The 25,356-nt window shown below is 40.5% G+C and carries 26 protein-coding genes; 23 read left to right on the forward strand and 3 right to left on the reverse strand.

The annotated features are described in order from the left end of the window. Positions 1-66: 66 nt before the first annotated feature. From QM923_RS05085 to dnaJ, 19 genes are all read left to right on the forward strand, one after another. Positions 67-723, forward strand: a complete 657-nt coding sequence (locus QM923_RS05085; protein ID WP_414291105.1) for a COG3942 and LysM peptidoglycan-binding domain-containing protein — start codon at positions 67-69, stop codon at positions 721-723. A 323-nt stretch (positions 724-1,046) separates the two neighbouring features. Then, on the forward strand, positions 1,047-2,708 hold the full coding sequence (locus QM923_RS05090) for a ribonuclease J (RefSeq protein WP_414291106.1): 1,662 nt from the start codon (positions 1,047-1,049) through the stop codon (positions 2,706-2,708). Between the two features lie 68 nt (positions 2,709-2,776). Continuing rightward, complete coding sequence (locus tag QM923_RS05095) at positions 2,777-3,556, forward strand: alpha/beta hydrolase (protein ID WP_414291107.1); 780 nt, start codon at positions 2,777-2,779, stop codon at positions 3,554-3,556. A 106-nt stretch (positions 3,557-3,662) separates the two neighbouring features. After that, on the forward strand, positions 3,663-4,364 hold the full coding sequence (locus QM923_RS05100) for a M57 family metalloprotease (protein ID WP_414291108.1): 702 nt from the start codon (positions 3,663-3,665) through the stop codon (positions 4,362-4,364). A 69-nt stretch (positions 4,365-4,433) separates the two neighbouring features. Then, positions 4,434-6,260, forward strand: coding sequence for an excinuclease ABC subunit UvrC (uvrC, locus tag QM923_RS05105; RefSeq protein WP_414291109.1), 1,827 nt, complete (start codon positions 4,434-4,436; stop codon positions 6,258-6,260). 68 nt (positions 6,261-6,328) lie between these two features. After that, on the forward strand, positions 6,329-7,279 hold the full coding sequence (gene rsmH / locus QM923_RS05110; RefSeq protein ID WP_036754792.1) for a 16S rRNA (cytosine(1402)-N(4))-methyltransferase RsmH: 951 nt from the start codon (positions 6,329-6,331) through the stop codon (positions 7,277-7,279). Between the two features lie 9 nt (positions 7,280-7,288). Beyond that, positions 7,289-7,606 (forward strand): cell division protein FtsL, encoded by a 318-nt coding sequence (gene ftsL / locus QM923_RS05115; RefSeq protein ID WP_024053600.1) that lies wholly within the window; start codon positions 7,289-7,291, stop codon positions 7,604-7,606. A 3-nt stretch (positions 7,607-7,609) separates the two neighbouring features. After that, the gene (pbp2x, locus tag QM923_RS05120) at positions 7,610-9,865 is read left to right on the forward strand and encodes a penicillin-binding protein PBP2X (protein WP_414291110.1); all 2,256 of its coding nucleotides are present in this window, start codon (positions 7,610-7,612) and stop codon (positions 9,863-9,865) included. A gap of 1 nt (position 9,866) precedes the next feature. Beyond that, positions 9,867-10,847, forward strand: a complete 981-nt coding sequence (gene mraY / locus QM923_RS05125) for a phospho-N-acetylmuramoyl-pentapeptide-transferase (RefSeq protein WP_414291111.1) — start codon at positions 9,867-9,869, stop codon at positions 10,845-10,847. A 131-nt stretch (positions 10,848-10,978) separates the two neighbouring features. Beyond that, a complete protein-coding gene (locus QM923_RS05130; RefSeq protein WP_006147890.1) occupies positions 10,979-11,500 on the forward strand; it encodes an FUSC family protein in 522 nt (173 codons plus the stop codon). A gap of 82 nt (positions 11,501-11,582) precedes the next feature. Then, positions 11,583-11,939 (forward strand): transcriptional repressor GlnR, encoded by a 357-nt coding sequence (gene glnR, locus QM923_RS05135; RefSeq protein ID WP_000659543.1) that lies wholly within the window; start codon positions 11,583-11,585, stop codon positions 11,937-11,939. Positions 11,940-11,974: 35 nt separating this feature from the next. Next, complete coding sequence (gene glnA, locus QM923_RS05140; protein WP_414291112.1) at positions 11,975-13,321, forward strand: type I glutamate--ammonia ligase; 1,347 nt, start codon at positions 11,975-11,977, stop codon at positions 13,319-13,321. Positions 13,322-13,440: 119 nt separating this feature from the next. After that, positions 13,441-13,761 carry a PadR family transcriptional regulator gene (locus QM923_RS05145; RefSeq protein ID WP_414291113.1) on the forward strand — a complete coding sequence of 107 codons (321 nt, stop codon included), beginning with the start codon at positions 13,441-13,443 and terminating at the stop codon, positions 13,759-13,761. Continuing rightward, entirely contained in the window at positions 13,761-14,336 is a 576-nt protein-coding gene (locus QM923_RS05150; protein ID WP_414291114.1) for a DUF2812 domain-containing protein, read from the forward strand. Before QM923_RS05145 ends, QM923_RS05150 begins: the two co-directional genes overlap by 1 nt. A 21-nt stretch (positions 14,337-14,357) precedes the next feature. Further along, positions 14,358-14,864 carry a DUF2812 domain-containing protein gene (locus QM923_RS05155; protein ID WP_414291115.1) on the forward strand — a complete coding sequence of 169 codons (507 nt, stop codon included), beginning with the start codon at positions 14,358-14,360 and terminating at the stop codon, positions 14,862-14,864. 168 nt (positions 14,865-15,032) lie between these two features. Further along, entirely contained in the window at positions 15,033-16,067 is a 1,035-nt protein-coding gene (gene hrcA, locus QM923_RS05160) for a heat-inducible transcriptional repressor HrcA (RefSeq protein WP_414291116.1), read from the forward strand. Between the two features lie 26 nt (positions 16,068-16,093). Further along, entirely contained in the window at positions 16,094-16,609 is a 516-nt protein-coding gene (gene grpE, locus QM923_RS05165; RefSeq protein WP_414291117.1) for a nucleotide exchange factor GrpE, read from the forward strand. Between the two features lie 256 nt (positions 16,610-16,865). Further along, positions 16,866-18,689 (forward strand): molecular chaperone DnaK, encoded by a 1,824-nt coding sequence (dnaK, locus tag QM923_RS05170; RefSeq protein WP_414291118.1) that lies wholly within the window; start codon positions 16,866-16,868, stop codon positions 18,687-18,689. Between the two features lie 545 nt (positions 18,690-19,234). Then, a complete protein-coding gene (gene dnaJ, locus QM923_RS05175) occupies positions 19,235-20,371 on the forward strand; it encodes a molecular chaperone DnaJ (RefSeq protein ID WP_414291119.1) in 1,137 nt (378 codons plus the stop codon). Between the two features lie 76 nt (positions 20,372-20,447). Here the strand turns inward: dnaJ and QM923_RS05180 are convergent, their stop codons facing one another. The 3 genes from QM923_RS05180 to QM923_RS05190 all read right to left on the reverse strand — a co-directional run bounded on the left by QM923_RS05180 (position 20,448) and on the right by QM923_RS05190 (position 21,892). Continuing rightward, positions 20,448-21,101 carry a hypothetical protein gene (locus QM923_RS05180; RefSeq protein WP_414291120.1) on the reverse strand — a complete coding sequence of 218 codons (654 nt, stop codon included), beginning with the start codon at positions 21,099-21,101 and terminating at the stop codon, positions 20,448-20,450. 83 nt (positions 21,102-21,184) lie between these two features. Next, the gene (locus QM923_RS05185) at positions 21,185-21,472 is read right to left on the reverse strand and encodes a hypothetical protein (RefSeq protein WP_414291121.1); all 288 of its coding nucleotides are present in this window, start codon (positions 21,470-21,472) and stop codon (positions 21,185-21,187) included. Between the two features lie 9 nt (positions 21,473-21,481). Then, positions 21,482-21,892: an HIT family protein gene (locus QM923_RS05190; RefSeq protein WP_414291122.1), complete on the reverse strand. Its 411-nt coding sequence runs from the start codon at positions 21,890-21,892 to the stop codon at positions 21,482-21,484. A gap of 67 nt (positions 21,893-21,959) precedes the next feature. Here QM923_RS05190 and QM923_RS05195 point away from each other — a divergent pair, with 67 nt between their 5' ends. The 4 genes from QM923_RS05195 to trmB are packed head-to-tail and all read left to right on the forward strand — an operon-like array spanning position 21,960 to position 25,211. After that, the gene (locus QM923_RS05195; protein ID WP_414291123.1) at positions 21,960-22,691 is read left to right on the forward strand and encodes an ABC transporter ATP-binding protein; all 732 of its coding nucleotides are present in this window, start codon (positions 21,960-21,962) and stop codon (positions 22,689-22,691) included. Then, a complete protein-coding gene (locus tag QM923_RS05200) occupies positions 22,688-23,737 on the forward strand; it encodes an ABC transporter permease (protein ID WP_414291124.1) in 1,050 nt (349 codons plus the stop codon). Before QM923_RS05195 ends, QM923_RS05200 begins: the two co-directional genes overlap by 4 nt. A 47-nt stretch (positions 23,738-23,784) precedes the next feature. Beyond that, the gene (ccrZ, locus tag QM923_RS05205) at positions 23,785-24,579 is read left to right on the forward strand and encodes a cell cycle regulator CcrZ (protein WP_195183828.1); all 795 of its coding nucleotides are present in this window, start codon (positions 23,785-23,787) and stop codon (positions 24,577-24,579) included. Continuing rightward, positions 24,576-25,211: a tRNA (guanosine(46)-N7)-methyltransferase TrmB gene (trmB, locus tag QM923_RS05210; protein WP_254724531.1), complete on the forward strand. Its 636-nt coding sequence runs from the start codon at positions 24,576-24,578 to the stop codon at positions 25,209-25,211. Before ccrZ ends, trmB begins: the two co-directional genes overlap by 4 nt. Positions 25,212-25,356: the final 145 nt, after the last annotated feature.

A 25,356-nucleotide genomic window follows, 5' to 3' on the forward strand; every position in this document is an offset into this window, starting at 1 on the left:
CAGGTATGATTCTCTTGTCAACAAAAAAATTAAAAATAATCAATAAAATTTTAGGAGAAAATTATTATGAAAAAAACAGTTGCTAAACTGACTCTTGGTTTAACATCTACAGCTATTTTGGCGACAGTTGGAGCTCAAACTGTTAGTGCATCTTCTTACGTTGTCCAAGACGGAGATTCATTTTTTGGTATTGCTACTGCAAATGGCATGGATCCTTATGAGTTGGCAGCAAATAACGGGAAAAGCATTTTTGATATGATCCACCCAGGGGATGTGCTAGAAGTAAGCGGTCCAACTCAGGCTACTTATTCATACGGCGCTCCGGCTTCTGAGGCGACTAGTACTTTGAATCCTGCTTCAGATGATGATGTTGTCGTGAATACTCCGACAGACTATGGGAACTCATATCCTGTTGGTCAGTGTACATGGGGCGTAAAAGAATTGGCTCCTTGGGCTAGTAACTGGTGGGGAAATGCTAATACTTGGGCGATTTATGCTAGTGCTCAAGGTTATCGTGTAGGAGATGTTCCAGTAGTAGGTGCAATCGCCGTTTGGGACGGTGGTGAATATGGACACGTTGCTTATGTGACAGATGTACAAAGTGAAAATTCTATTCAGGTATTGGAAGCAAACTACAGACGTCAAAAACAAATTGCTAACTATCGTGGTTTCTTTAATCCACATGAATTTTTAGGTAAAGTTACTTACATTTATCCCAACTAAAGATGATTAAAAAGATTTAGAGCTTCTAAATCTTTTTTTATTTGTGAGCAAGTTCCTTATTACGATTTTTTGCCGAGTAGCTGTTTGTGAAGTAAGGCCCTAGGTCCTTTGGCGGACAGCGATTTCGCAAAGGGAAAACAAAGCAAAGCGATTCGGTTATTAGTGGTGAATGTTCTCTAGTTGAAATCCTATCTTCATTTTGAAAATTAGTAAAAAAATGGTATAATGAGAGGAAAAGATTCGGATAAAAGTAAATTGGACTTTTACAAAAAGAGAGTTGTGAAGACTCTACAAACACGTTATAGTAATACTTCGGAGGGAAAATGACCAATATTAAATTAACAACTTTAGGCGGTGTTCGTGAAAACGGGAAAAACATGTACATCGCAGAAATTAACGATTCAATCTTTGTTTTAGATGCAGGTTTAAAATATCCTGAAAATGAGCAGTTGGGTGTCGATGTCGTTATTCCAAATATGGAATATCTGTTTGAAAATAGCGACCGTATTGCAGGTGTCTTTTTAACGCACGGACATGCGGATGCGATTGGAGCTCTTCCTTATCTTTTGTCAGAAGTGAAAGTTCCTGTTTTTGGTTCAGAGTTGACAATTGAGCTTGCTAAGCTTTTTGTTAAAGGAAATGATAGTGCTAAAAAATTCGATGACTTCCATGTTATTGATGAAAATACAGAAATCGACTTTGGCGGTACGGAGGTTTCCTTCTTCCGCACAACTCACTCTATCCCAGAGAGTCTGGGTGTCGTTTTGAAAACATCTGAAGGAAGTATCGTTTATACAGGGGACTTCAAATTTGACCAAACGGCTAGCGAATCATATGCGACTGACTTTGGTCGTTTAGCAGAAATTGGTCGCGAAGGAGTTTTAGCTCTTCTAAGCGACTCAGCAAACGCAGACAGTAATATTCAAGTAGCCAGCGAAAGTGAAGTTGGTGATGAAATTACGCAAACCATTTCTGACTGGGATGGACGTATCATCGTAGCTGCCGTTGCAAGTAACCTTTCTCGCATTCAGCAAGTCTTTGATGCTGCTGCAGAGACAGGACGTCGCGTTGTTTTGACTGGATTTGATATTGAAAATATCGTTCGTACAGCCATTCGCTTGAAAAAATTGTCATTGGCTAACGAAAGTCTCTTGATTAAACCTAAAGATATGTCTCGTTTTGAAGACCACGAGTTAATTATCCTGGAAACCGGTCGTATGGGTGAACCGATTAATGGACTCCGTAAAATGTCAATCGGTCGTCACCGCTATGTTGAAATCAAGGATGGAGACTTGGTTTATATCGTTACAACGCCATCAATCGCTAAAGAAGCTGTTATGGCACGTGTAGAAAATATGGTCTACCAAGCAGGTGGTGTCGTTAAACCGATTACTCAAAGTTTGCGTGTATCAGGGCATGGGAATGCGCGTGATCTTCAATTGATGATCAATCTCTTGCAACCTCAGTATCTCTTCCCAATCCAGGGAGAATACCGTGAGTTGGATGCTCATGCCAAGGCTGCTATGGCTGTTGGGTTGCTACCAGAACGTATCTTTATTCCTAAAAAAGGAACTACCATGTCTTATGAGCATGGGGACTTTGTTCCATCTGGTGCCGTTGCTGCAGGTGACGTCTTGATTGATGGTAATGCCATTGGGGATGTTGGAAACGTTGTTCTTCGTGACCGCAAGGTCTTGTCAGAAGATGGTATTTTCATCGTGGCTATCACTGTTAACCGTCGTGAAAAGAAAATCATTGCCAAAGCACGAGTGCATACACGTGGCTTTGTCTATCTCAAGAAGAGTCGAGATATTCTGCGCGAAAGTACAGAGTTGGTGAACCAAACAGTTGAAGACTATCTCCAAGGGGAGGAGTTTGACTGGGCAGACCTTAAAGGTAAGGTTCGTGACAATTTAGCTAAATTCCTTTTTGAACAAACGAAACGTCGTCCAGCCATTTTACCAGTAGTCATGGAAGCAAAATAAGGATTCAATAGCAAGAGAGAAAGTCGAGTTTCGGCTTTTTCTTATCTCAAACGAATAAGGAGCAAGTTATGGCAGTAATGAAGATTGAGTATTACTCAGAAGTTTTAGGTATGGAGTGGGGAGTAAATGTACTCTATCCGGATGCATCTCGGGTGACAGAGCCAAACAGTAAAGATATTCCAGTTCTCTATCTCCTTCATGGAATGTCAGGGAACCACAACAGCTGGCTCAAACGGACCAATGTGGAGCGCTTGCTACGAGGTACCAACCTGATTGTTGTCATGCCAAATACAAACAATGGCTGGTATACAGATACTCAGTATGGCTATAACTACTACACAGCTCTAGCAGAAGAATTGCCTAAGGTGCTCAAACGCTTCTTCTCCAATATGACCAACGAGCGAGATAAAACCTTCATTGCTGGTTTATCAATGGGTGGCTACGGTTCCTTTAAGTTAGCACTGTCAACTGACCGTTTCTCCCATGCCGCTAGCTTTTCTGGGGCGCTTAGCTTCGAGGAGTCTTCTCCTGAGAGTCGAGAGTTAGGAACGCGTGCCTACTGGCGAGGTGTTTTTGGCAAAGTTAATGATTGGGTGAGTAGCCCTTACTCGCTTGAGACCCTTGCCAAAAAGTCAGACAAGGAGACCAAACTCTGGGTTTGGTGTGGCGAACAAGATTATCTCTATTCTGCCAATAATCTAGCAGTTAAAAATCTTAAGAAACTTGGTTTCGATGTGACCTATAGCCATAGTGCAGGAACCCATGAGTGGTATTATTGGGAAAAGCAATTGGAACGTTTTTTGACTACATTGCCAATCGATTTTGTTTTGGAAGAACGCTTGTCTTAATTTTAGCTTTCTTTCAGTTTGTTTTAGTAGAATTAAGAATCTATCTTTAGAATGGGAATCCATGGCTTAAAGATGGGTTCTTATTTTTTTAGAAAGGTGGGCAATTATGGGCTGGATTATTCGTGTGTTATGTCGATTTTTATTAGGGATTTTGCGTATGTTTTGGCGTCTTGTATGGACGCTTATCTTCTTCATTCTCATCACTTTTGGGATTCTCTGGTATGTGACAGGGGATTTATCTGCTACTTTAAATCAAGTTAGCAAAGTGGTCCAAGTCGGCCAAGCAGGTTGGCAACAATGGCAAGAAACTGGTAAATTACAAGGTCTGTCTCAGACGGATCATCATCAAGATTCAGGAGCAAAATGGTCAAAGGCGCAAGCAACTATCTATATTGATCCTCAAATGGATGCCACTTTCCAAAAAGCCTACCTTGAAGCTATTGCTAACTGGAACCAGACAGGGGCTTTTAACTTTGAGCTTGTAACAGAAGCGGACCAGGCCGATATTTTCGCTACCGAAATGAATGATGGTTCGACAGCTGTAGCAGGTGAGGCGGAGAGTCAGACAAATATCCTAACCAAACAATTCATTTCAGTGACCGTTCGCTTGAATCATTATTATTTATCCAATCCAAACTATGGCTATACCTATGATCGTATCATGCATACAGCAGAGCATGAACTAGGTCATGCGATTGGTTTGGAACACACCAATGAAGTTTCGGTTATGCAACCAGCAGGCTCCTATTATGGAATCCAAGCTCAAGATGTAAAAGAAGTTCAAGAACTATATGAGTCTGGGGAATAAGTGATTTTCTAAGGAAACAGGAGCTCTCTGATTTAAGCAATACAGGGGGCTTTTTGTTATAATGGAACTATGAATAACTTGATTAAATCAAAACTGGAGCTCTTGCCGACTAGCCCTGGTTGTTACATTCACAAAGATAAAAACGGCACTATCATTTATGTAGGAAAGGCTAAAAATCTGCGCAATCGGGTGCGATCCTACTTCCGTGGGAGCCATGATACCAAGACAGAAGCCCTGGTGTCTGAGATTGTGGATTTTGAGTTTATCGTGACGGAGTCTAATATTGAAGCTCTTCTTTTAGAGATTAATCTCATAAAGGAAAACAAGCCTAAGTACAATATTATGCTCAAGGACGATAAGTCCTATCCTTTTATCAAAATCACAAATGAGCGCTATCCTCGCTTGATTATCACCCGTCAGGTCAAAAAAGACGGAGGTCTCTATTTTGGTCCCTATCCGGATGTGGGAGCAGCCAATGAAATCAAACGGCTATTGGATCGGATTTTCCCTTTTCGCAAGTGTACCAATCCTCCTTCCAAGGTTTGTTTTTATTACCATATCGGCCAGTGCATGGCTCATACGGTTTGTCGAAAGGATGAAGCCTATTTTAAAGCAATGTCCCAAGAAGTCTCTGATTTTCTCAAGGGACAAGACGATAAAATCATTGATGAACTCAAGAGTAAGATGGCTTTGGCAGCCCAAAGTATGGAATTTGAACGTGCAGCGGAATATCGTGATCTAATCCAGGCCATCGGCACTCTGCGGACTAAGCAACGAGTCATGGCAAAAGATCTTCAAAATCGTGATGTATTTGGTTACTACGTGGATAAGGGTTGGATGTGTGTGCAGGTTTTCTTTGTCCGTCAAGGTAAACTGATTGAACGTGACGTCAATCTCTTTCCTTACTACAACGATCCAGATGAGGATTTTTTGACCTATGTGGGGCAGTTTTATCAAGAAAAGTCTCACTTGGTTCCGAATGAAATCCTGATTCCTCAGGATATTGACGAAGAAGCTATCAAGGCTTTGGTGGATACTAAGGTCCTCAAGCCCCAACGAGGGGAGAAGAAGCAACTGGTTAATCTAGCTATCAAAAACGCTCGTGTTAGTTTAGAGCAGAAGTTTAATCTGTTAGAGAAATCAGTCGAAAAGACTCAAGGGGCTATTGAAAATCTTGGGCGACTTCTACAAATTCCAACCCCAGTCCGTATCGAGTCTTTTGATAACTCTAATATTATGGGGACTAGTCCAGTCTCTGCTATGGTTGTTTTTGTCAACGGAAAACCAAGCAAAAAAGATTACCGCAAGTATAAAATCAAGACTGTGGTCGGACCAGATGACTATGCAAGTATGCGAGAGGTCATTCGTAGACGTTATGGACGGGTTCAGCGTGACGGTTTGACACCGCCAGATCTAATCGTCATCGATGGTGGTCAGGGACAGGTTAACATTGCTAAGCAGGTTATTCAAGAGGAGTTGGGCTTAGATATTCCAATCGCAGGGCTACAAAAAAATGACAAGCACCAAACCCATGAATTACTTTTTGGAGATCCGCTTGAGGTGGTAGAGTTGTCTCGCAATTCTCAGGAATTTTTCCTCTTGCAACGCATTCAGGATGAGGTACACCGCTTTGCTATTACATTCCACCGTCAACTGCGTTCTAAAAATTCCTTCTCCTCTCAGCTTGATGGCATCGAGGGATTAGGTCCAAAACGCAAGCAGAATTTGATGAAATATTTCAAGTCCTTGACTAAGATCAAGGAAGCCAGTGTGGATGAAATTGTGGAAGTTGGCATACCAAGAGCAGTGGCAGAGGCAGTGCATCAACACTTAAATCTAGAAGTAGACTCAGCGCTAGCTCAAGTAGCTGAGAAACCTCTTGAATACAAGGAATAATGTAGCAATGGAATGTTTTGGCTTTAGTGGGTGCAAGCTAGTCGGATTTGTGGTAAAATAGATAAGATATGACAAAAGAATTTCATCATGTAACGGTCATGCTCCATGAGACCATTGATATGCTAGATGTAAAACCTGATGGTATTTACGTTGATGCGACCTTGGGAGGAGCAGGACACAGCGAGTATTTATTAAGTAAGTTAAGCGAGAAAGGGCATCTCTATGCCTTTGACCAAGACCAGAATGCCATTGATAATGCGCAAAAACGTTTGGCTCCCTATATCGAAAAGGGAATGGTCACCTTCATCAAGGATAATTTCCGTCATTTGAAGGATCGCTTACATGACTTAGGTGTGACTGAAATTGATGGAATTTGTTATGATTTAGGTGTGTCAAGTCCGCAGTTAGATCAGCGTGAACGTGGTTTTTCCTATAAGAAGGATGCACCGCTGGATATGCGCATGAATCAGGAAGCTAGTTTGACCGCTTATGAAGTCGTTAATCACTACGACTACCATGACTTGGTACGAATCTTTTTCAAATATGGAGAGGACAAGTTTTCCAAACAGATTGCTCGAAAAATTGAACAGGCGCGTGAACAGAAACCGATTGAGACCACGACGGAATTGGCAGAGATTATTAAATCTGCCAAACCGGCAAAGGAGCTCAAGAAAAAAGGCCACCCAGCCAAACAAATTTTCCAAGCTATCCGTATAGAGGTCAATGATGAACTGGGTGCTGCAGATGAATCAATCCAGCAGGCTATGGATATGCTGGCTCTAGATGGCAGAATATCAGTGATTACCTTCCATTCGCTGGAGGACCGCTTGACCAAGCAGTTATTTAAGGAAGCTTCCACAGTTGAAGTCCCTAAAGGTTTGCCTTTCATCCCAGACGATCTCAAGCCCAAAATGGAATTGGTATCTCGAAAACCGATTTTACCAAGCAAGGAAGAATTGGAAGCCAATAATCGTTCCCACTCAGCCAAGCTTCGAGTGGCAAGAAAAATTCACAAGTAAGAGGAAATAATGGCAGAAAACAGAGGAACAACGAGCCAATTGCTACAAGCTCGTATAAAAAAATTTTCACGTGTTGAAAAGGCCTTTTACTTTTCAATTGCCATCACAGCACTTGTCTTAGCAATCAGTGTAGTCTATATGCAGACTCAACTTTTGCAGGTTCAGAGTGATTTGACAACAGTCAATTCACAAATTGAAGAAAAAAAGACAGAGTTGGATGATGCTAAACAAGAAGTTAATGAATTGATCCGATCAGAACGTTTGACCGGAATTGCAGACTCACAAGACTTGCAATTAAATAATGAAAATATCCGATCGGCGGAGTAGTAAATGAAAAACTGGAAAGAACGAATCATACGCTTTGCCATTAAAAATCGCAAATCTCCAACAGAAAACCGCAGACTAGTGGGAAAGAATTTGAGTCTTCTGGCCGTCTTTCTCTTTGCTGTTTTTTTGGTTAACTTTGCGGTAATTATTGGTACAGGCTCAAAATTTGGTGTTGACCTAGTTAAGGAAGCAAGCAAGGTCCACCAAACAACTCGGACAGTTCCTGCAAAACGAGGAACTATCTATGACCGTAATGGTACACCAATCGCTGAGGATGCAACATCCTACAACATTTATGCGATTATCGATAAGGAATATAAATCTGCAAATGGGAAAATTCTCTATGTAGAGGAGTCTCAGTATAGCAAGGTTGCAGAAGTCTTCCATAAATATCTAGATATGGATGAGTCCTACGTCAAGGAACAACTTTCTCAACCTAATCTTAAGCAAGTTTCCTTTGGGGTAAAGGGAAATGGTATTACCTATGCCAATATGATGTCCATAAAAAAGGATTTGGAAACAGCTAAGGTTGAGGGAATTGATTTTACAACAAGCCCAAATCGAAGCTATCCTAACGGGAAATTTGCTTCATCTTTCATCGGACTAGCGCAGTTGCATGAAAATGAGGATGGTTCAAAGAGTCTCATAGGGACGTCTGGTGTCGAGAGTTCCTTGAATAGCTTGTTAGCGGGAACAGATGGTATCATTACCTATGAAAAAGACCGCTTAGGAAATATTGTTCCAGGTACGGAGCAAGTTACCCGACAGACTGTAAACGGGAAAGATGTCTATACGACCCTATCTAGTCCTTTACAATCTTTCATGGAAAGTCAAATGGATGCCTTCCAAGAAAAAGTCAAGGGTAAATATATGACTGCGACCTTGGTTAGTGCTAAGACGGGAGAGATTCTCGCTACAACTCAAAGACCAACCTTTGATGCTGATACCAAAGAAGGGATTACAGAGGACTTTGTCTGGCGTGATATCCTTTACCAAAGTAACTATGAACCAGGTTCAACCATGAAGGTGATTACTTTAGCTTCAGCAATTGACAATAATACCTTCCCTGGAGGAGAATATTTCAACAGTAGCGAATTGAAGGTAGCTGATGCCACTATCAAGGACTGGGACGTTAACGAAGGTTTGACAAGCGGTGGAATGATGACCTTCTCGCAAGGTTTTGCTCACTCTAGTAACATCGGTATGACTCTCCTTGAGCAAAAGATGGGGGACACTACTTGGCTAGATTACCTCAATCGTTTCAAATTTGGAGTGCCAACTCGTTTTGGTATGAGTGATGAGTATGCTGGGCAATTACCTGAGGACAATATCGTTAATATTGCCATGAGTTCCTTCGGTCAAGGTATTTCCGTTACACAAACTCAGATGCTTCGTGCCTTTACTGCGATAGCTAATGATGGGATTATGTTGGAGCCTAAGTTTATCAGTGCGCTCTATGATCCAAATGATCAAACGGTTCGTAAATCACAAAAAGAAGTGGTGGGGAATCCGGTCTCTAAAGAAGCAGCTAGCTTGACTCGAGATCACATGGTTATGGTTGGTACGGATCCTACCTATGGTACGATGTACAACCACAGTACAGGTAAGGGAACAGTCAATGTTCCTGGCTATAATGTAGCCTTGAAATCAGGGACTGCTCAGATTGCAGATGAAAAAAATGGAGGATACCTCCGAGGGGAAACAAACTATATTTTTTCTGTAGTCTCTATGCATCCAGCAGAAAATCCCGATTTCATCCTCTATGTAACAGTTCAACAACCTCAGCATTATTCTGGGATTCAGTTGGGTGAGTTTGCCAACCCTATCTTGGAGCGTGCTTCTGCGATGAAAGAATCTCTCAATCTTCAATCAACTGCTAAAAGTCTGGATCAGGTTACAACTACGACTAACTATGCTATGCCTTCGACAAAAGACTATAGCCCTGGAGATTTGGCAGAAGAACTACGACGTAACCTTGTTCAACCAATCGTTATCGGTTCAGGAACGAAAATCAAAGAAAGTTCAGCGGCGGAAGGAACCAATCTAGACGCAAATGAGCAGATCTTACTCCTTTCTGACAAGGTAGAAGAGATGCCTGATTTGTACGGATGGTCTAAGAAGAATGTCGAAACTTTTGCAAAATGGCTGGATATCGAAGTAGAATTTGAAGGTACAGGAGAAACTGTAAAAAAACAAAGTGTTCGTACCAATACAGCTTTAAAAAATATACAGAAAATAAAAATAACATTAGGAGATTAGGATGCTAGTTTCTCTCTTTCCTGGAATCCTTACTTTTGTTCTTACAGTGGTAGGAATTCCAGCTTTTATCCGTTTTTATCGTAAAGCACAGATTACTGGTCAGCAGATGCACGAGGATGTGAAACAGCATCAAGCAAAAGCTGGAACACCAACAATGGGTGGAATTGTTTTCCTTATAGTAGGTGTTTTAGTCAGCTTTATCTTTGCACTTTTAACAAATCAATTGACCAACAATGTAGGGATGATTCTCTTTATTCTCGTTTTGTATGGTTTGGTTGGCTTCTTAGATGATTTCCTCAAGGTTTTTCGTAAAATTAATGAAGGGCTCAATCCTAAACAAAAGCTCTTGCTTCAATTAGTAGGAGGAGTTATCTTCTATCTCTTTTATGAAAGAGGAGGGGATGTCTTAAATGTATTTGGGTATCCATTGCACTTAGGCGTTCTTTACATTTTCTTTGCTCTCTTCTGGTTAGTTGGTTTTTCAAATGCTGTTAACTTGACTGACGGAATTGATGGCTTGGCAAGTATCTCAGTAGTGATTAGCCTATCTGCCTATGGAGTCATTGCTTATGTACAAAACCAATTGGATATTCTCCTGGTGATTCTTGCCATGATTGGTGGTCTTCTTGGTTTCTTTGTCTTTAACCATAAGCCTGCTAAAGTTTTTATGGGAGATGTCGGAAGTCTTGCTCTTGGAGGGATGTTGGCCGCTATTTCTATGGCACTGCACCAAGAATGGACGTTACTCCTGATTGGTATAGTGTATGTTTTTGAAACAACATCTGTTATGATGCAAGTTACCTACTTTAAGTTGACTGGCGGAAAACGTATCTTCCGGATGACACCAGTTCATCACCATTTTGAGTTGGGTGGATTTTCTGGTAAAGGTCAAGCCTGGAGTGAGTGGAAGGTCGATTTCTTCTTCTGGGGAGTGGGCTTGCTTGCTAGTCTCGTCACCTTGGCTTTCATGTATTTATTCTAAAAAAGAATATTGGAATATAAAAGAGAAGGATTTATACCCTTCTCTTTTTAGTTCCTATTTTCTTCAATTGAGGAATCCTTTTCTCAAAAAAGTAAAATTATGATAAAATGGAAAAAAAGAAAGATGAAATGATGAGTTATTTTAAAAAGTATACATTTGATAAATCTAAGTTTAAGTTAGGGATGCGCACCTTTAAAACAGGAATCGCTGTTTTTTTGGTCCTCATGATTTTTGGTTTTTTTGGATGGAAGGGTCTTCAGATTGGGGCTCTTACAGCCGTTTTTAGCTTGAGAGAAGACTTTGATAAGAGTGTCCACTTTGGGACATCACGTATTTTAGGGAATAGTATCGGTGGTTTTTATGCGCTGATTTTCTTTCTCTTGAACAACTTTTTTCATGGAGCCTTCTTGGTAACTCTCCTTGTGGTTCCGATATGTACCATGTTAACCATCATGACAAATGTTGCCATGAACAATAAGTCAGGAGTTATTGGGGGAGTTGCAGCTATGTTGATTATTACCCTATCAATTCCGAGCGGAGAGACTGTTTTGTACGTGTTTGCTCGAGTTTTTGAGACTTTTATGGGAGTTTTTGTAGCAATTCTAGTCAATTATGATATTGATCGCTTGCGGAGTCTCATACAGAAAAAATAAAATAATGTCATAAGATATGACATTAACAATTGACGATTGATTTTTTTTAGATTATAATAGACAGAAAGAAGAGGAAGTGCACATGAAGGAAAAAGAATTTCGTCGCAATATGGCAGTTTTCCCCATTGGTAGTGTTATGAAGCTGACCGATCTTTCGGCGCGTCAAATTCGTTATTATGAAGATCAAGAGTTGATAAAACCTGATCGAAACGAAGGTAATCGCCGGATGTATTCTTTGAATGACATGGATCGCTTGTTGGAGATTAAAGATTATATCTCTGAAGGTCTTAACATTGCTGCCATCAAGAAAAAATATGCTGAACGTGAAGCGAAATCTAAAAAACCAGTTAGTCAGACTGAAGTGCGTCGGGCGCTTCGGAATGAGGTTCTCCAACAAAGCCGCTTTGCTTCTCAACAATCACCTTTTGGTCGCGGTTAGGCAACCGCTAGTCGTCATATATAAGGAGAAAAACCATGCCAATCACAGCTGCAGATATTCGTCGAGAAGTTAAGGAAAAAAATGTAACTTTTATCCGCCTCATGTTCTCAGATATTTTGGGAACTATGAAAAACGTCGAAATTCCTGCTACAGATGAACAACTAGACAAGGTCTTGTCAAACAAGGCTATGTTTGATGGATCTTCTATTGAGGGATTTGTACGTATCAATGAATCAGATATGTATCTATACCCTGACTTGGATACCTGGACGGTCTTTCCTTGGGGAGATGAAAATGGTAGTGTTGCGGGATTGATTTGTGATGTTTATACGACAGAAGGAAAACCTTTTGCAGGAGACCCTCGTGGAAACCTCAAGCGTGCTCTTCGTCACATGGAAGAAGTTGGATTCAAATCTTTCAACCTTGGTCCTGAACCAGAATTCTTCCTATTTAAACTGGATGAGAATGGTGATCCAACTCTTGAGGTAAATGACAAGGGTGGTTACTTTGATTTGGCACCTACAGACCTTGCTGATAACACTCGTCGTGAGATTGTTAACGTCTTGACCAAAATGGGATTTGAAGTAGAAGCCAGTCACCACGAAGTTGCCGTAGGTCAACATGAGATTGACTTTAAATACGATGAAGTTCTTCGTGCTTGTGATAAGATTCAAATCTTTAAACTTGTTGTAAAAACAATTGCGCGTAAACATGGCTTGTATGCAACCTTTATGGCTAAACCTAAATTTGGTATCGCTGGTTCAGGAATGCACTGCAATATGTCCTTGTTTGATGCGGAAGGGAACAATGCCTTCTTTGATCCAAATGATCCAAAAGGAATGCAGTTATCAGAAACTGCTTACTACTTCCTTGGTGGTTTGATCAAGCACGCTTACAACTATACAGCTATTATGAACCCAACAGTTAACTCATACAAACGTTTGGTTCCAGGCTACGAAGCCCCTGTTTACATCGCTTGGGCTGGCCGTAACCGTTCGCCACTTGTTCGCGTACCAGCTTCACGCGGAATGGGAACACGTTTGGAATTGCGCTCAGTAGACCCAATGGCAAATCCATATATCGCAATGGCTGTTCTTTTGGAAGTTGGTTTGCACGGTATTGAAAACAAAATCGAAGCACCAGCGCCAATCGAAGAAAATATCTATATCATGACTGCAGAAGAGCGTAAAGAGGCTGGCATTACTGACCTTCCATCAACTCTTCACAACGCTTTGAAGGCTATGACAGAAGACGAAGTGGTTAAAGCAGCTCTAGGTGAACACATCTACACTAGCTTCCTTGAAGCCAAACGTATCGAGTGGGCAAGCTATGCAACCTTTGTCTCACAATGGGAAATTGACAACTACCTAGATCTTTACTAATAACAAATAAGAAGATTGTCCGTGAGGGCAATCTTCTTTTTCTTGCAATTTATATCGAGGTGTGATATATTTTGTATAACGAAGTACGATATATCGAACTGAATAGGAGGTCTTGTTAAATGGGATTAACAGATAAGATTAGACGGGTTTACCTTCCCATGACTGAAACGGGTTTTTATATTCTGTTCTGTCTGCAGAAGGAAAATCATGGCTATGGTATTACACAAAAGGTCAAAGAGATGACAGATTCGCAAGTATCAATTAGTCCTGGAACTATGTATGGAACCCTGTCAAAGATGGAAAAGGATGGCTTGGTTTCCTTTGTCCGAGAAGAGGAAAAGCGTAAAATCTATCAGATAACAGACTTGGGTCGAAAAGTTTTAGACATTGAGTTGAAACGTATTGAACGCCTCTACAGAAACAGTCGGGAGGAACTTTGATGGAAAAGAAAGTTGTTTATAGAATTGCTACCATTGCGGATTATGATAGAGAGGCTCTCTATCTCGGAGAAATGCATGCTCAGGGCTGGAAACTTAAGGAAGTAAGTTATTCTAACTTAGTAGTTGCGGTTAAGTATACTTTTGAAAAGTGCCAACCGGAGCAGGTGGTTTATCAGTTGGACTTTTATCCTATGAAAAAATCAGAGAGAGCTTCCTATTTACAACTATTTAAAGATTGTGGCTGGGAGCATATTACAGACTTTAATGGTTTTTCCTACTTTAGAAAGCTTTATTCTGGAGTTGAGTCGGATGCCGAGTTTGAAATTTATAATGACGCGGCAGGGAAGTTAGCAATGGTCAAGAAGATTTTAACAATGCGGATGCTTCCTATTTTGCTTCTCTTTTTAGCTCTACTACCGGTTTTCTCAAAGTTTGTCAGTGGAGGTAGTTCTTTCAGTTGGGGAATGTTTTTGATTGTTATCATAGACTGTACTTTATTGATAGTTTTCACGATTCAGATTGCTTATATTTTTTGGAGATTGTTTCAAAAGTGGAAAGAATTATCTGATAAATAAAATCATTTTGGAGGTTAGACAATGAATAGCAAAGTACAATTTCGAATGTTTACCATATTTGATTTAGATAAGGTGGAAGATTATTTGCATGAGATGCATTTAAAAGGTTGGAAATTTAAATCGAATCGTTTTGGCTTTTTCTATTTTGAACCATGCCGACCAGATGATGTGATTTACCGTGTGTGGAATACTAGCTACCTTAGAAAAAATGAGGTAGATTTACAAAGTATTAAGGATAGAGGATGGGAATTTGTGGAAAATTGTTCTTATACTGTTTTTAGAAAAGCAACTTGTGATGTAGATTTAAAGGATCAATCTTTCATGAACAATCATCTTAGATGGGCTGGTGTGAAATCTGGACTTCGCACAGCTACAGTTTCTATCTCTGGCGGTCTAGTTGTTTGTATGAGCCTGTTTCGCGAAAGCCTCTCTCAGTCTTTCTTCCTTATTTTTGCCCTATATGCTCTCATGATTTCTTACCTAATCTATAGTTTTTACAGACTTAGACGGAAATATCTGGTTGATTGACATTGGTTTCTAGGTCCTCAGACCGATTTTTAGCACTCTTAATAAAAGAGTGCTAATTTTTTGAGTTTTTGTCTTGACATTCTTTTCTAAGGGTGTATAATAGAATCATAAGTTAGCACTTGGATACATCGAGTGCTAAAAAAAGATCTATCAGAGAGGAGTGACGAGATGGTTACGGAACGTCAGCAGAATATTTTAAATCTGATTATTGACATCTTTACCAAAACGCACGAACCTGTTGGATCCAAAGCCTTGCAAGAGTCTATCAACTCTAGTAGTGCTACCATTCGAAATGATATGGCAGCTCTAGAAAAGCAAGGTTTACTTGAAAAGGCACATACTTCCAGTGGTCGTATGCCGAGTGTGGCTGGTTTTCAATACTATGTCAAACACTCCCTATCCTTTGACCGTTTAGCTGAAAATCAAGTTTATGAGATTGTAAAAGCCTTTGATCAAGAATTCTTCAAGCTTGAGGATATTCTTCACGAGGCAACGAAAATTTTGTCAGACTTGAGTAGTTGTACGGTTGTAGCGCTGGATGTAGAACCAAGTAGGCAGAAGCTAACAGCTTTTGATATTGTTGTCCTCGGGCAACATACAGCTCTTGCTGTTTTTACGCTTGATGAGTCTAGAACAGTTACCAGTCAGTTTTTGATTCCGAGAAATTTCTTGCAGGAAGATTTAAATCGCCTCAAGACCATGATTCAAGAACGTTTCCTGGATCAGACTGTTTTGGATATTCACTACAAGATTCGGACAGAGATTCCGCAAATTATCCAACGTTACTTCACAACAACGGATAACGTTATGGATCTTATTGAGCATATCTTCAAAGAAATGTTCAATGAAAATATCGTGGTTTCTGGCAAAGTCAATCTTTTGAATTTCGCTAATTTAGCGGCCTATCAATTTTTTGATCAGCCACAAAAGGTAGCTTTGGAAATTCGAGAGAATCTGATTGGCGACCAGATGCAAAGTGTCCGAGTTGCGGATAGCCAAGAATCTTGTCTTGCTGACTTAGCAGTGATTAGCAGTAAGTTCCTGATTCCCTATCGTGGATTTGGAATTATTGCGATTATTGGTCCAGTTAATCTGGATTATCAACAATTGGTTAATCAACTTAATGTTGTCAATCGAGTTTTGACTATGAAGTTGACGGATTTTTACCGCTATCTCAGTAGCAATCACTATGAAGTGAATTAAGATTGAAATCATTAAAGGAGGCGAAAATGGCCCAAGATATAAAAAATGAAGAAGTAAAAGAAGAGGAAGTTGTTGAACCAGTAGAAGAAACAACTCCCGAGAAGTCGGAATTGGACTTGGCGAATGAACGTGTCGAGGAATTTGAAAACAAATATCTTCGTGCTCATGCAGAAATGCAAAACATTCAGCGCCGTGCCAATGAAGAACGCCAACTCTTGCAACGCTATCGCAGCCAAGATTTGGCAAAAGCAATTTTGCCGTCACTTGACAACCTAGAACGTGCTCTTGCTGTTGAAGGGCTGACAGATGATGTGAAGAAGGGCTTGGAAATGGTCCAAGAAAGTTTGGTACATGCTCTGAAAGAAGAAGGAATTGAAGAAATTCCAGCAGATGGAGAGTTTGACCATAACTACCATATGGCTATTCAAACAATTCCAGCTGATGATGAGCATCCAGCAGATACCATCGCACAAGTCTTCCAAAAAGGCTACAAACTCCATGACCGCATCCTAAGACCGGCTATGGTGGTTGTGTATAACTAGGCTAGAGAACTTAAAAAACCTTGTCCGAAACGACACTAAACTATGAAAGAAAGATAAAACGCAAGCCGGAGGCTTGCAAGGAAGATATTTCCCGCCGTGGTGAAAGTTTCAGTAGCGTGTGCTACTGAAACAGGGGATTTTTGAGACAGTAGGCTCAAAAATAAGTGATGAAATCCCGAAGGGAGTTGCTCACGTCCCCACCACTTAAGGGGAGTATCAAAAAGAAAAAAGAAGATAAATTTAAGGAGAAAAACACATGTCTAAAATTATCGGTATTGACTTAGGTACAACAAACTCAGCAGTTGCAGTTCTTGAAGGAACTGAATCAAAAATCATCGCAAACCCAGAAGGTAACCGCACAACTCCATCTGTAGTGTCATTCAAAAACGGTGAAATCATCGTTGGTGATGCTGCAAAACGTCAAGCAGTCACAAACCCAGATACAGTCATCTCTATCAAATCTAAGATGGGTACTTCTGAAAAAGTTTCTGCTAACGGCAAAGAATACACTCCACAAGAAATCTCAGCTATGATCCTTCAATATTTGAAAGGTTATGCTGAAGATTACCTTGGTGAAAAAGTAACTAAAGCAGTTATCACAGTTCCTGCTTACTTCAACGATGCGCAACGTCAAGCAACAAAAGATGCTGGTAAAATCGCTGGTCTTGAAGTAGAACGTATCGTCAACGAACCAACAGCAGCAGCCCTTGCTTACGGTTTGGATAAGACTGATAAAGAAGAAAAAATCTTGGTATTCGACCTTGGTGGTGGTACATTCGACGTATCTATCCTTGAATTGGGTGATGGTGTCTTTGATGTATTGGCAACTGCAGGGGATAACAAACTTGGTGGTGACGACTTTGACCAAAAAATCATCGACTACTTAGTAGCAGAATTCAAGAAAGAAAACGGCATTGACTTGTCAGCTGACAAAATGGCTCTTCAACGTTTGAAAGATGCGGCAGAAAAAGCTAAAAAAGACCTTTCTGGAGTGACTTCAACTCAAATCAGCTTGCCATTTATCACTGCTGGTGAGGCTGGACCTCTTCACTTGGAAATGACTTTGACTCGTGCTAAATTCGATGATTTGACTCGCGACCTTGTAGAACGTACTAAAACTCCAGTTCGTCAAGCCCTTTCAGATGCAGGTTTGAGCTTGTCAGATATCGACGAAGTAATCCTTGTCGGTGGTTCAACTCGTATTCCTGCCGTTGTTGAAGCTGTTAAAGCTGAAACTGGTAAAGAACCAAACAAATCAGTTAACCCTGACGAAGTAGTGGCTATGGGAGCTGCCATCCAAGGTGGTGTGATTACTGGTGATGTCAAAGACGTTGTCCTTCTTGACGTAACACCATTGTCACTTGGTATTGAAACAATGGGTGGAGTATTTACAAAACTTATCGATCGCAACACTACTATTCCAACATCTAAATCACAAGTCTTCTCAACTGCAGCAGACAACCAACCAGCCGTTGATATCCACGTTCTTCAAGGTGAACGCCCAATGGCAGCAGATAACAAGACTCTAGGACGCTTCCAATTGACAGATATCCCAGCTGCACCTCGTGGTATCCCACAAATCGAAGTAACATTTGACATCGATAAGAACGGTATCGTATCTGTTAAAGCCAAAGACCTTGGAACTCAAAAAGAACAAACAATCGTTATCCAATCGAACTCAGGTTTGACAGACGAAGAAATCGACCGCATGATGAAAGATGCAGAAGCAAACGCTGAAGCAGATAAGAAACGTAAAGAAGAAGTTGACCTTCGTAACGAAGTAGACCAAGCTATCTTTGCGACTGAAAAGACAATCAAGGAAACTGAAGGCAAAGGCTTCGATGCAGAACGTGATGCTGCACAAGCTGCCCTTGATGATCTTAAGAAAGCTCAAGAAGACAACAACTTGGACGAAATGAAAGCAAAACTTGAAGCATTGAACGAAAAAGCACAAGGACTTGCTGTTAAACTCTACGAACAAGCCGCAGCAGCGCAACAAGCTCAAGCAGGAGCAGAAGGCGCACAAGCAACAGGAAATGCAGGCGATGACGTCGTAGACGGAGAGTTTACGGAAAAATAAGATGCAAAGCCCGTTAAAACCTCACAGTGAAAATAGGAAATCTGACGCAGAAACTTTAGTTTCTAGAAAGATTTACACCTAAAGGTAGCCATATCTGTAATTCGCTAAAGCGAAAACAGCTACGTCTCTTTTTCACCAAGAGGTTAGGGCGTGCTCGATTTAGCCGAAACTCAATTCAGCCTTACTAGTTCTAAAACAAAATATAATCGACTTTGTTTTAGAACGTCGTAATGATAAGAAGAAATCCAGAGGTTGTAACCCAGCCTCTGTTTTTCGGTAAAAAGGGACTGAATCTCATTTATTTGGGAATATAAAAGAAAGGAATTGAACCCGACCTAAATCGTGGTTTGATTCACAATATCAATAGAAAGGAACAAAGAGTGTTCGAGAAATTGAACTCGAGCTCTTAAGTTTCTTACTCAATATGAAAGAAAGGAACTGAACCCGATCTAAATTCTCGGAAAAAAGATAAATCTGTCTAGGAGCATCGCTCCTGTGTCAGATTTCCTATTTTTCAGTCGAATTTTTCGGTCTTGGTATCTTAAATGAACAATACTGAATTTTATGACCGTTTGGGCGTTTCAAAGAATGCATCTCAAGATGAGATCAAGAAAGCCTATCGGAAATTATCTAAAAAATATCACCCAGATATCAATAAAGAGCCTGGTGCTGAGGACAAGTACAAGGAAGTTCAAGAAGCCTATGAGACTTTGAGCGATGAACAGAAACGGGCTGCCTATGACCAATACGGTGCGGCTGGAGCCAACGGTGGCTTTGGTGGTGCAGGTGGTTTCGGTGGCTTCGATGGTGCAGGTGGTTTTGGTGGATTTGAAGATATCTTCTCAAGTTTTTTCGGCGGAGGCGGTTCTTCTCGCAATCCAAACGCTCCTCGTCAAGGTGATGACCTCCAGTATCGCGTCAATTTGACTTTTGAAGAAGCCATCTTTGGTACTGAAAAAGAAGTCAAATACAATCGTGAATCAAGCTGTCGTACTTGTAACGGATCAGGTGCTAAGCCTGGAACAAGTCCAGTTACTTGTAGACGCTGTCACGGTTCTGGTGTTATCAACGTCGATACTCAAACACCGCTTGGTATGATGCGTCGCCAAGTAACCTGTGATGTCTGTCATGGTCGCGGAAAAGAAATCAAAGATCCATGTACAACTTGTCATGGAACAGGTCATGAAAAACAAGCCCACAGTGTCCATGTGAAAATTCCAGCAGGTGTTGAAACTGGTCAACAAATTCGTCTAGCTGGTCAAGGGGAGGCAGGCTTTAACGGTGGTCCTTATGGAGACTTGTATGTAGTAGTTTCTGTAGAAGCAAGCGATAAATTTGAGCGTGAAGGAACAACTATTTTCTACAAGTTAAACCTCAATATCGTCCAAGCAACTCTTGGCGATACTGTCGATATCCCAACCGTTCACGGTGATGTTGAATTGGTGATTCCAGAGGGAACTCAAACCGGTAAACGATTCCGTCTACGTGGTAAGGGAGCTCCAAGTCTTCGTGGTGGTGCTGTTGGTGACCAATACGTCACTGTTAATGTCGTGACTCCAACAGGCTTGAACGAACGACAAAAAGCAGCCTTAAAAGAATTCGCAGCTGCAGGTGATTTGAAAGTCAATCCAAAGAAAAAAGGCTTCTTTGACCACATAAAAGATGCCTTTGAGGGTGAATAAAACAAAAGAGCCATAAGGCTCTTTTTGTGTTATCTTTGAATATTTAGCATCGAAAAATCATTTTCCAGTTAGCCTATTATTTGTACTTTTGCTTGAGTAAGCCAGCTGTATCCATCTCCTGAATGAGTTGCTTGAATTCCGCTTCTTTGCCAGGTTTCACAGTTACGGTATCAATGTGCTTAATCGCCGAATTATCCTGGATATCTACCAAGGTCAACGCCTTTTCGTAGAATGCGATTCCCTTTTTCATGCTTTCCGCATCATTCAAAGTTAGAATTGTGTATGAAGAATGTGATTTCTTTCCGTTTTCTCGGAAATACTTCTCGCCTTCCTCCTCTAAAAATTGTATTAAACCATGGTTAAACAAGTTATCTTCTACTTTTCTATAGGAAATATCTCCTGTGTTTAAGACATAGACTTTGAGTCGGTTTTTTGTAAGGTTTGGGCTTTCTTTTAGGACTGGGTGGCTATTGACGACATCATCAGAGAATGTCACATAAAAATCTAAGCCTCCACCCTCGTAATGATACTTTCCATTTGATTCTACTTTCTCAGGAGGCATGTCAAGGGAGATAAAGATTTGTTTTAAGGCCTCATTTCCTTCTCGGATGTCACTCGGTGAGGCCTTGAAAAGATTGGCCACTAGTAGAAATGCTAGGGCGACAAGAAGACAGAGGCCACCAGAAATAATCAGAACCACTCGCATCAGAACTTTTAAAAATTGTTTCATTTTCATTCCCTCCCTTTTCTGTTAGGAGCTGATAATCCAAGATGGATTTAAGGGGATGTGAGGAAAGTTGGATGCTTTCTGTTTTAGTTTTCTTCAGTTTCTCGTAGTTCTTTTATGACAGCAAGTCTTGTTTGGAGGTCTTTTTCTAAGACTTTAAATTTGTAAGTGAGGTCTTCTTGATACTCCTTGATGACTTCTTTTTGTTGATTGATAATTTGTAAGCTATTTTGGATAACATCTAAATCACCTTTGATTGCTTCAACGCGATCAGTTGTATCTATAACTTCTTCAGTGATAACTTCACGATTCTTAACGAGGAGGTAAGAGCCGACTGCAGAACCTGCAAAAAGTAGTAAGTTTGATAGTTTCATAAGAACTCCTTAAGCGTTTTTGATTGTTTCAGCGACTTGGGCAAGTTTGTCAAAGTCAGGTTCATGGGCAACAAAGTCAATTTTTAGGTCATCATCTGCACTATAGCGAGGGACGAGGTGGACATGGGTATGAAAGACTGTTTGTCCAGCTATCTCTTCGCAGTTGGCAATGATATTCATACCTTCAGCTTGGGTAGCCTTCATAACCTTTTGAGAAATGATTGGAATCTTTGCAAAGAGTTGGCTAGCGCTCGCAGCATCCATTTCTAAAAGATTACGATGGTGTTCTTTGGGTACGACCAAGGTATGACCAGGTGTTACTTGAGAAATATCAAGAAAGGCAAGGACTTGCTCATCCTCATAAACCTTGGCTGCAGGGATTTCTCCTGCGATAATCTTACAAAAAATACAATCTGACATAAAAACCACCTCTAGTGTATTGAATTTTGATATAATATAGCTACATTATACCAGATTCGGAGAAAATATGTTAGAAATTAAAAATCTGACAGGAGGCTATGTTCATGTCCCTGTCTTGAAAGATGTGTCCTTTACAGTTGAAAGCGGACAGTTAGTTGGTTTGATTGGTTTGAATGGTGCAGGAAAATCAACGACTATCAATGAGATTATTGGTCTTTTGACGCCCTATAGTGGGGAGATTAAGATTGACGGATTGACTCTAGGAGAGGATGCTATGAGCTATCGCAAGAAAATTGGTTATATCCCTGAAACTCCTAGCTTGTATGAAGAATTGACTCTCAGAGAGCATATTGAGACGGTTGCTATGGCCTATGGTATCGAGCAAAATCTAGCTTTTGAACGTGTAGAGCCACTTTTAAAAATGTTCCGTTTGGATCAAAAATTGGATTGGTTTCCAGTTCATTTTTCCAAAGGGATGAAGCAAAAGGTTATGATTATCTGTGCCTTTGTCGTGGATCCTAGTCTCTTTATCGTAGACGAACCTTTCCTTGGTCTTGATCCTTTAGCGATTTCAGATTTGATTCAACTTCTAGAAGCGGAAAAGAAAAAAGGAAAGTCTATCCTTATGAGTACCCACGTTCTTGATTCTGCTGAAAAGATGTGTGACTCTTTTGTCATTCTTCACAAAGGTCAAGTAAGAGCCAAAGGAAATCTCCAACAGCTCCGAGACGCCTTTGATATGCCAGAAGCAAGCCTCAATGATATCTATTTGGCTCTGACCAAAGAGGAGGAGCTATGAAGGACTTGTTTTTAAAACGAAAGCAGGAATTTCGCAAGGAATGCTTGGGCTATCTCCGTTATGTGCTCAATGACCATTTTGTCTTATTTTTGTTGGTGTTGTTAGGATTTTTGGCCTACCAGTACAACCAGTTGCTCCAACACTTTCCTGAGAATCATTTCCCAATCCTAATTTTGATTGGGATGATATCTATTTTACTTTTGCTTTGGGGTGGTATTGCGACCTATCTAGAAGCACCTGACAAACTATTTCTTTTAGTTGCTGAAGAAGAAGTGAGAAAACACATCCAGAAGCAAAGTCTGATTTCTTTCATCTTTTGGGTCAGTGTACAGACTCTCTTTTTGCTCCTGTTTGCGCCTTTATTCTTAGCCATGGGTCTTGGTTTGACGGTTTTTGGAGTCTATCTCCTTGTCTTGGGGATAGCAAAATATGTGATTTTTCGCCAAAAGTCTAGCAACTTTTTCCTTGGAAATGGACTTGACTGGGATTATGTCATTGCCCAAGAAAGTAAACGGAAGCAGTTCTTGCTTCGATTCTTTGCCCTCTTTACACAGGTCAAGGGGATTTCAAATAGTGTTAAGCGCCGAGCTTATCTGGACTTTATCCTCAAGGGAGTTCAGAAAGTGCCAGGAAAAATCTGGCAGAATCTTTATCTTCGTTCCTATCTGAGAAATGGAGATTTATTCGCTCTTAGTCTGCGACTCATAATCCTATCTTTGACCGCTATCATCTTCATTGAGCAATCTTGGATTGCAGTCGCAATTGTAATTTTATTCAATTATCTTTTGTTATTCCAACTTCTAGCCCTCTATCATGCCTTTGACTATCAATATTTGACGCAATTATTCCCAGTAGGTAAGGGGCAAAAAGAGAAAGGCTTGAAGGAAATTTTGAGAGCGATTGGGGTCTTTGTATTAATCTTGGAAAGTCTCATAGGATTGCTTGTTTTTAAGGACAAAATTCTTGTTCTAGCACTTGTGGGAGCAAGTCTTGTCTTGCAATTTCTTTATTTGCCGTATCAACTGAGAAGATTGGTTGACGAATAGCATAAAAATTAGTAGAATAATAAGGAAACTTTATTCGGAGGAAAGAAATGGACTTGGGTGATATTGAGCTAACGCTAACCCCGATATCTGGGAAGAGCGGAAAAGCTTATATGGGAAGTTATCCTGATGGAAAACGTGTTTTTATAAAAATGAATACTTCTCCAATCCTGCCTGGTTTAGCTAGAGAGCAAATTGCACCACAATTGCTCTGGAGCCGTCGTTTACCAGACGGCCGTGATATGTCCGCTCAGGAATGGTTGACAGGAAAAATTTTGACGCCAAGTGATATGAACCGTAAACAAATTATCGATATTTTGACACGTTTACACTGTTCACGTCCCTTAATGACCCAGTTGACACGATTGGGCTATGCAATGGAAACACCTTCGGATTTACTTCAGTCATGGGTGAACAAGGCTCCGGATGCTTTAAAAAACAACCAGTATCTACGTATGGTTTTAGGTGATTTACGTGAGAATCTTCCTGGCTTTAGGGAAGATTATGCAACCATAGTCCATGGGGATGTCCGTCATAGCAACTGGTTTGAGACAGAGAGTGGCTTGATTTATTTAGTAGATTGGGATTCCGTTCGCTTGACTGATCGTATGTTTGATGTGGCCTATCTGCTCTGTCACTATATCCCAGAGTATCAGTGGCAAGAATGGCTAACTAATTATGGCTATAAGTATAATCAAACTGTCTTGAATAAGTTATATTGGTATGCTCAACTGTCATTTTTGAGCCTCATTACCAAATACTATGAAAATCAAGATTTGGATAATGTAAATCGGGAAATCTATGCTTTGCGTAGCTTCCGAGATAAGTATGGAAAGAAAAAATGAGAGTTAGAAATCGTAAAGGGGCAACAGAACTGTTAGAGGCTAATCCGCACTATGTTGTCATAAATCCCGCAGAAGCTAAAGGAAAGTGGCGAGATTTATTTGGCAATGACAATCCAATCCATGTAGAGGTTGGTAGTGGCAAAGGTGCTTTCGTAACAGGAATGGCCAAACAAAATCCTGGAATCAACTATATCGGGATTGATATTCAGAAGTCTGTATTAAGCTATGCTTTAGACAAGGTCTTAGAAGTTGGAGTTCCCAACATCAAACTTCTATGGGTTGATGGTTCAGAATTGACCAATTATTTTGAAGATGGTGAAATCGACCGCTTGTATTTGAATTTCTCGGATCCATGGCCTAAAAAACGCCATGAGAAGCGTCGTTTGACTTATAAGAGCTTCTTGGACACTTTCAAACGAATCTTGCCTGAACACGGTGAAATTCACTTCAAGACAGATAATCGTGGCTTGTTTGAATATAGTTTAGTGAGCTTTTCACAATATGGCATGAAACTCAATGGTGTTTGGTTAGATTTACATGCCAGCGACTTTGAAGGAAATGTCATGACGGAGTATGAGCAAAAATTTTCAAGCAAGGGTCAAGTCATTTATAGAGTTGAAGCTCAGTTTTAATGTGAAGACTTGTTAGTGAAAAACTGTCGTTCACTCAAATGGAATGTAAACATGTACCTCAAGGATTTAGTTCTGTCTTCGACAGAACTAAATCCTTGAGTTTTTTAATAGATTTGGGATTTTGATAAATTTGTACTTGTGCCCT

The sequence above is a fragment of the Streptococcus infantis genome (genome assembly GCF_047463275.1).
Taxonomy (GTDB): Bacteria; Bacillota; Bacilli; order Lactobacillales; family Streptococcaceae; genus Streptococcus; species Streptococcus infantis_AF.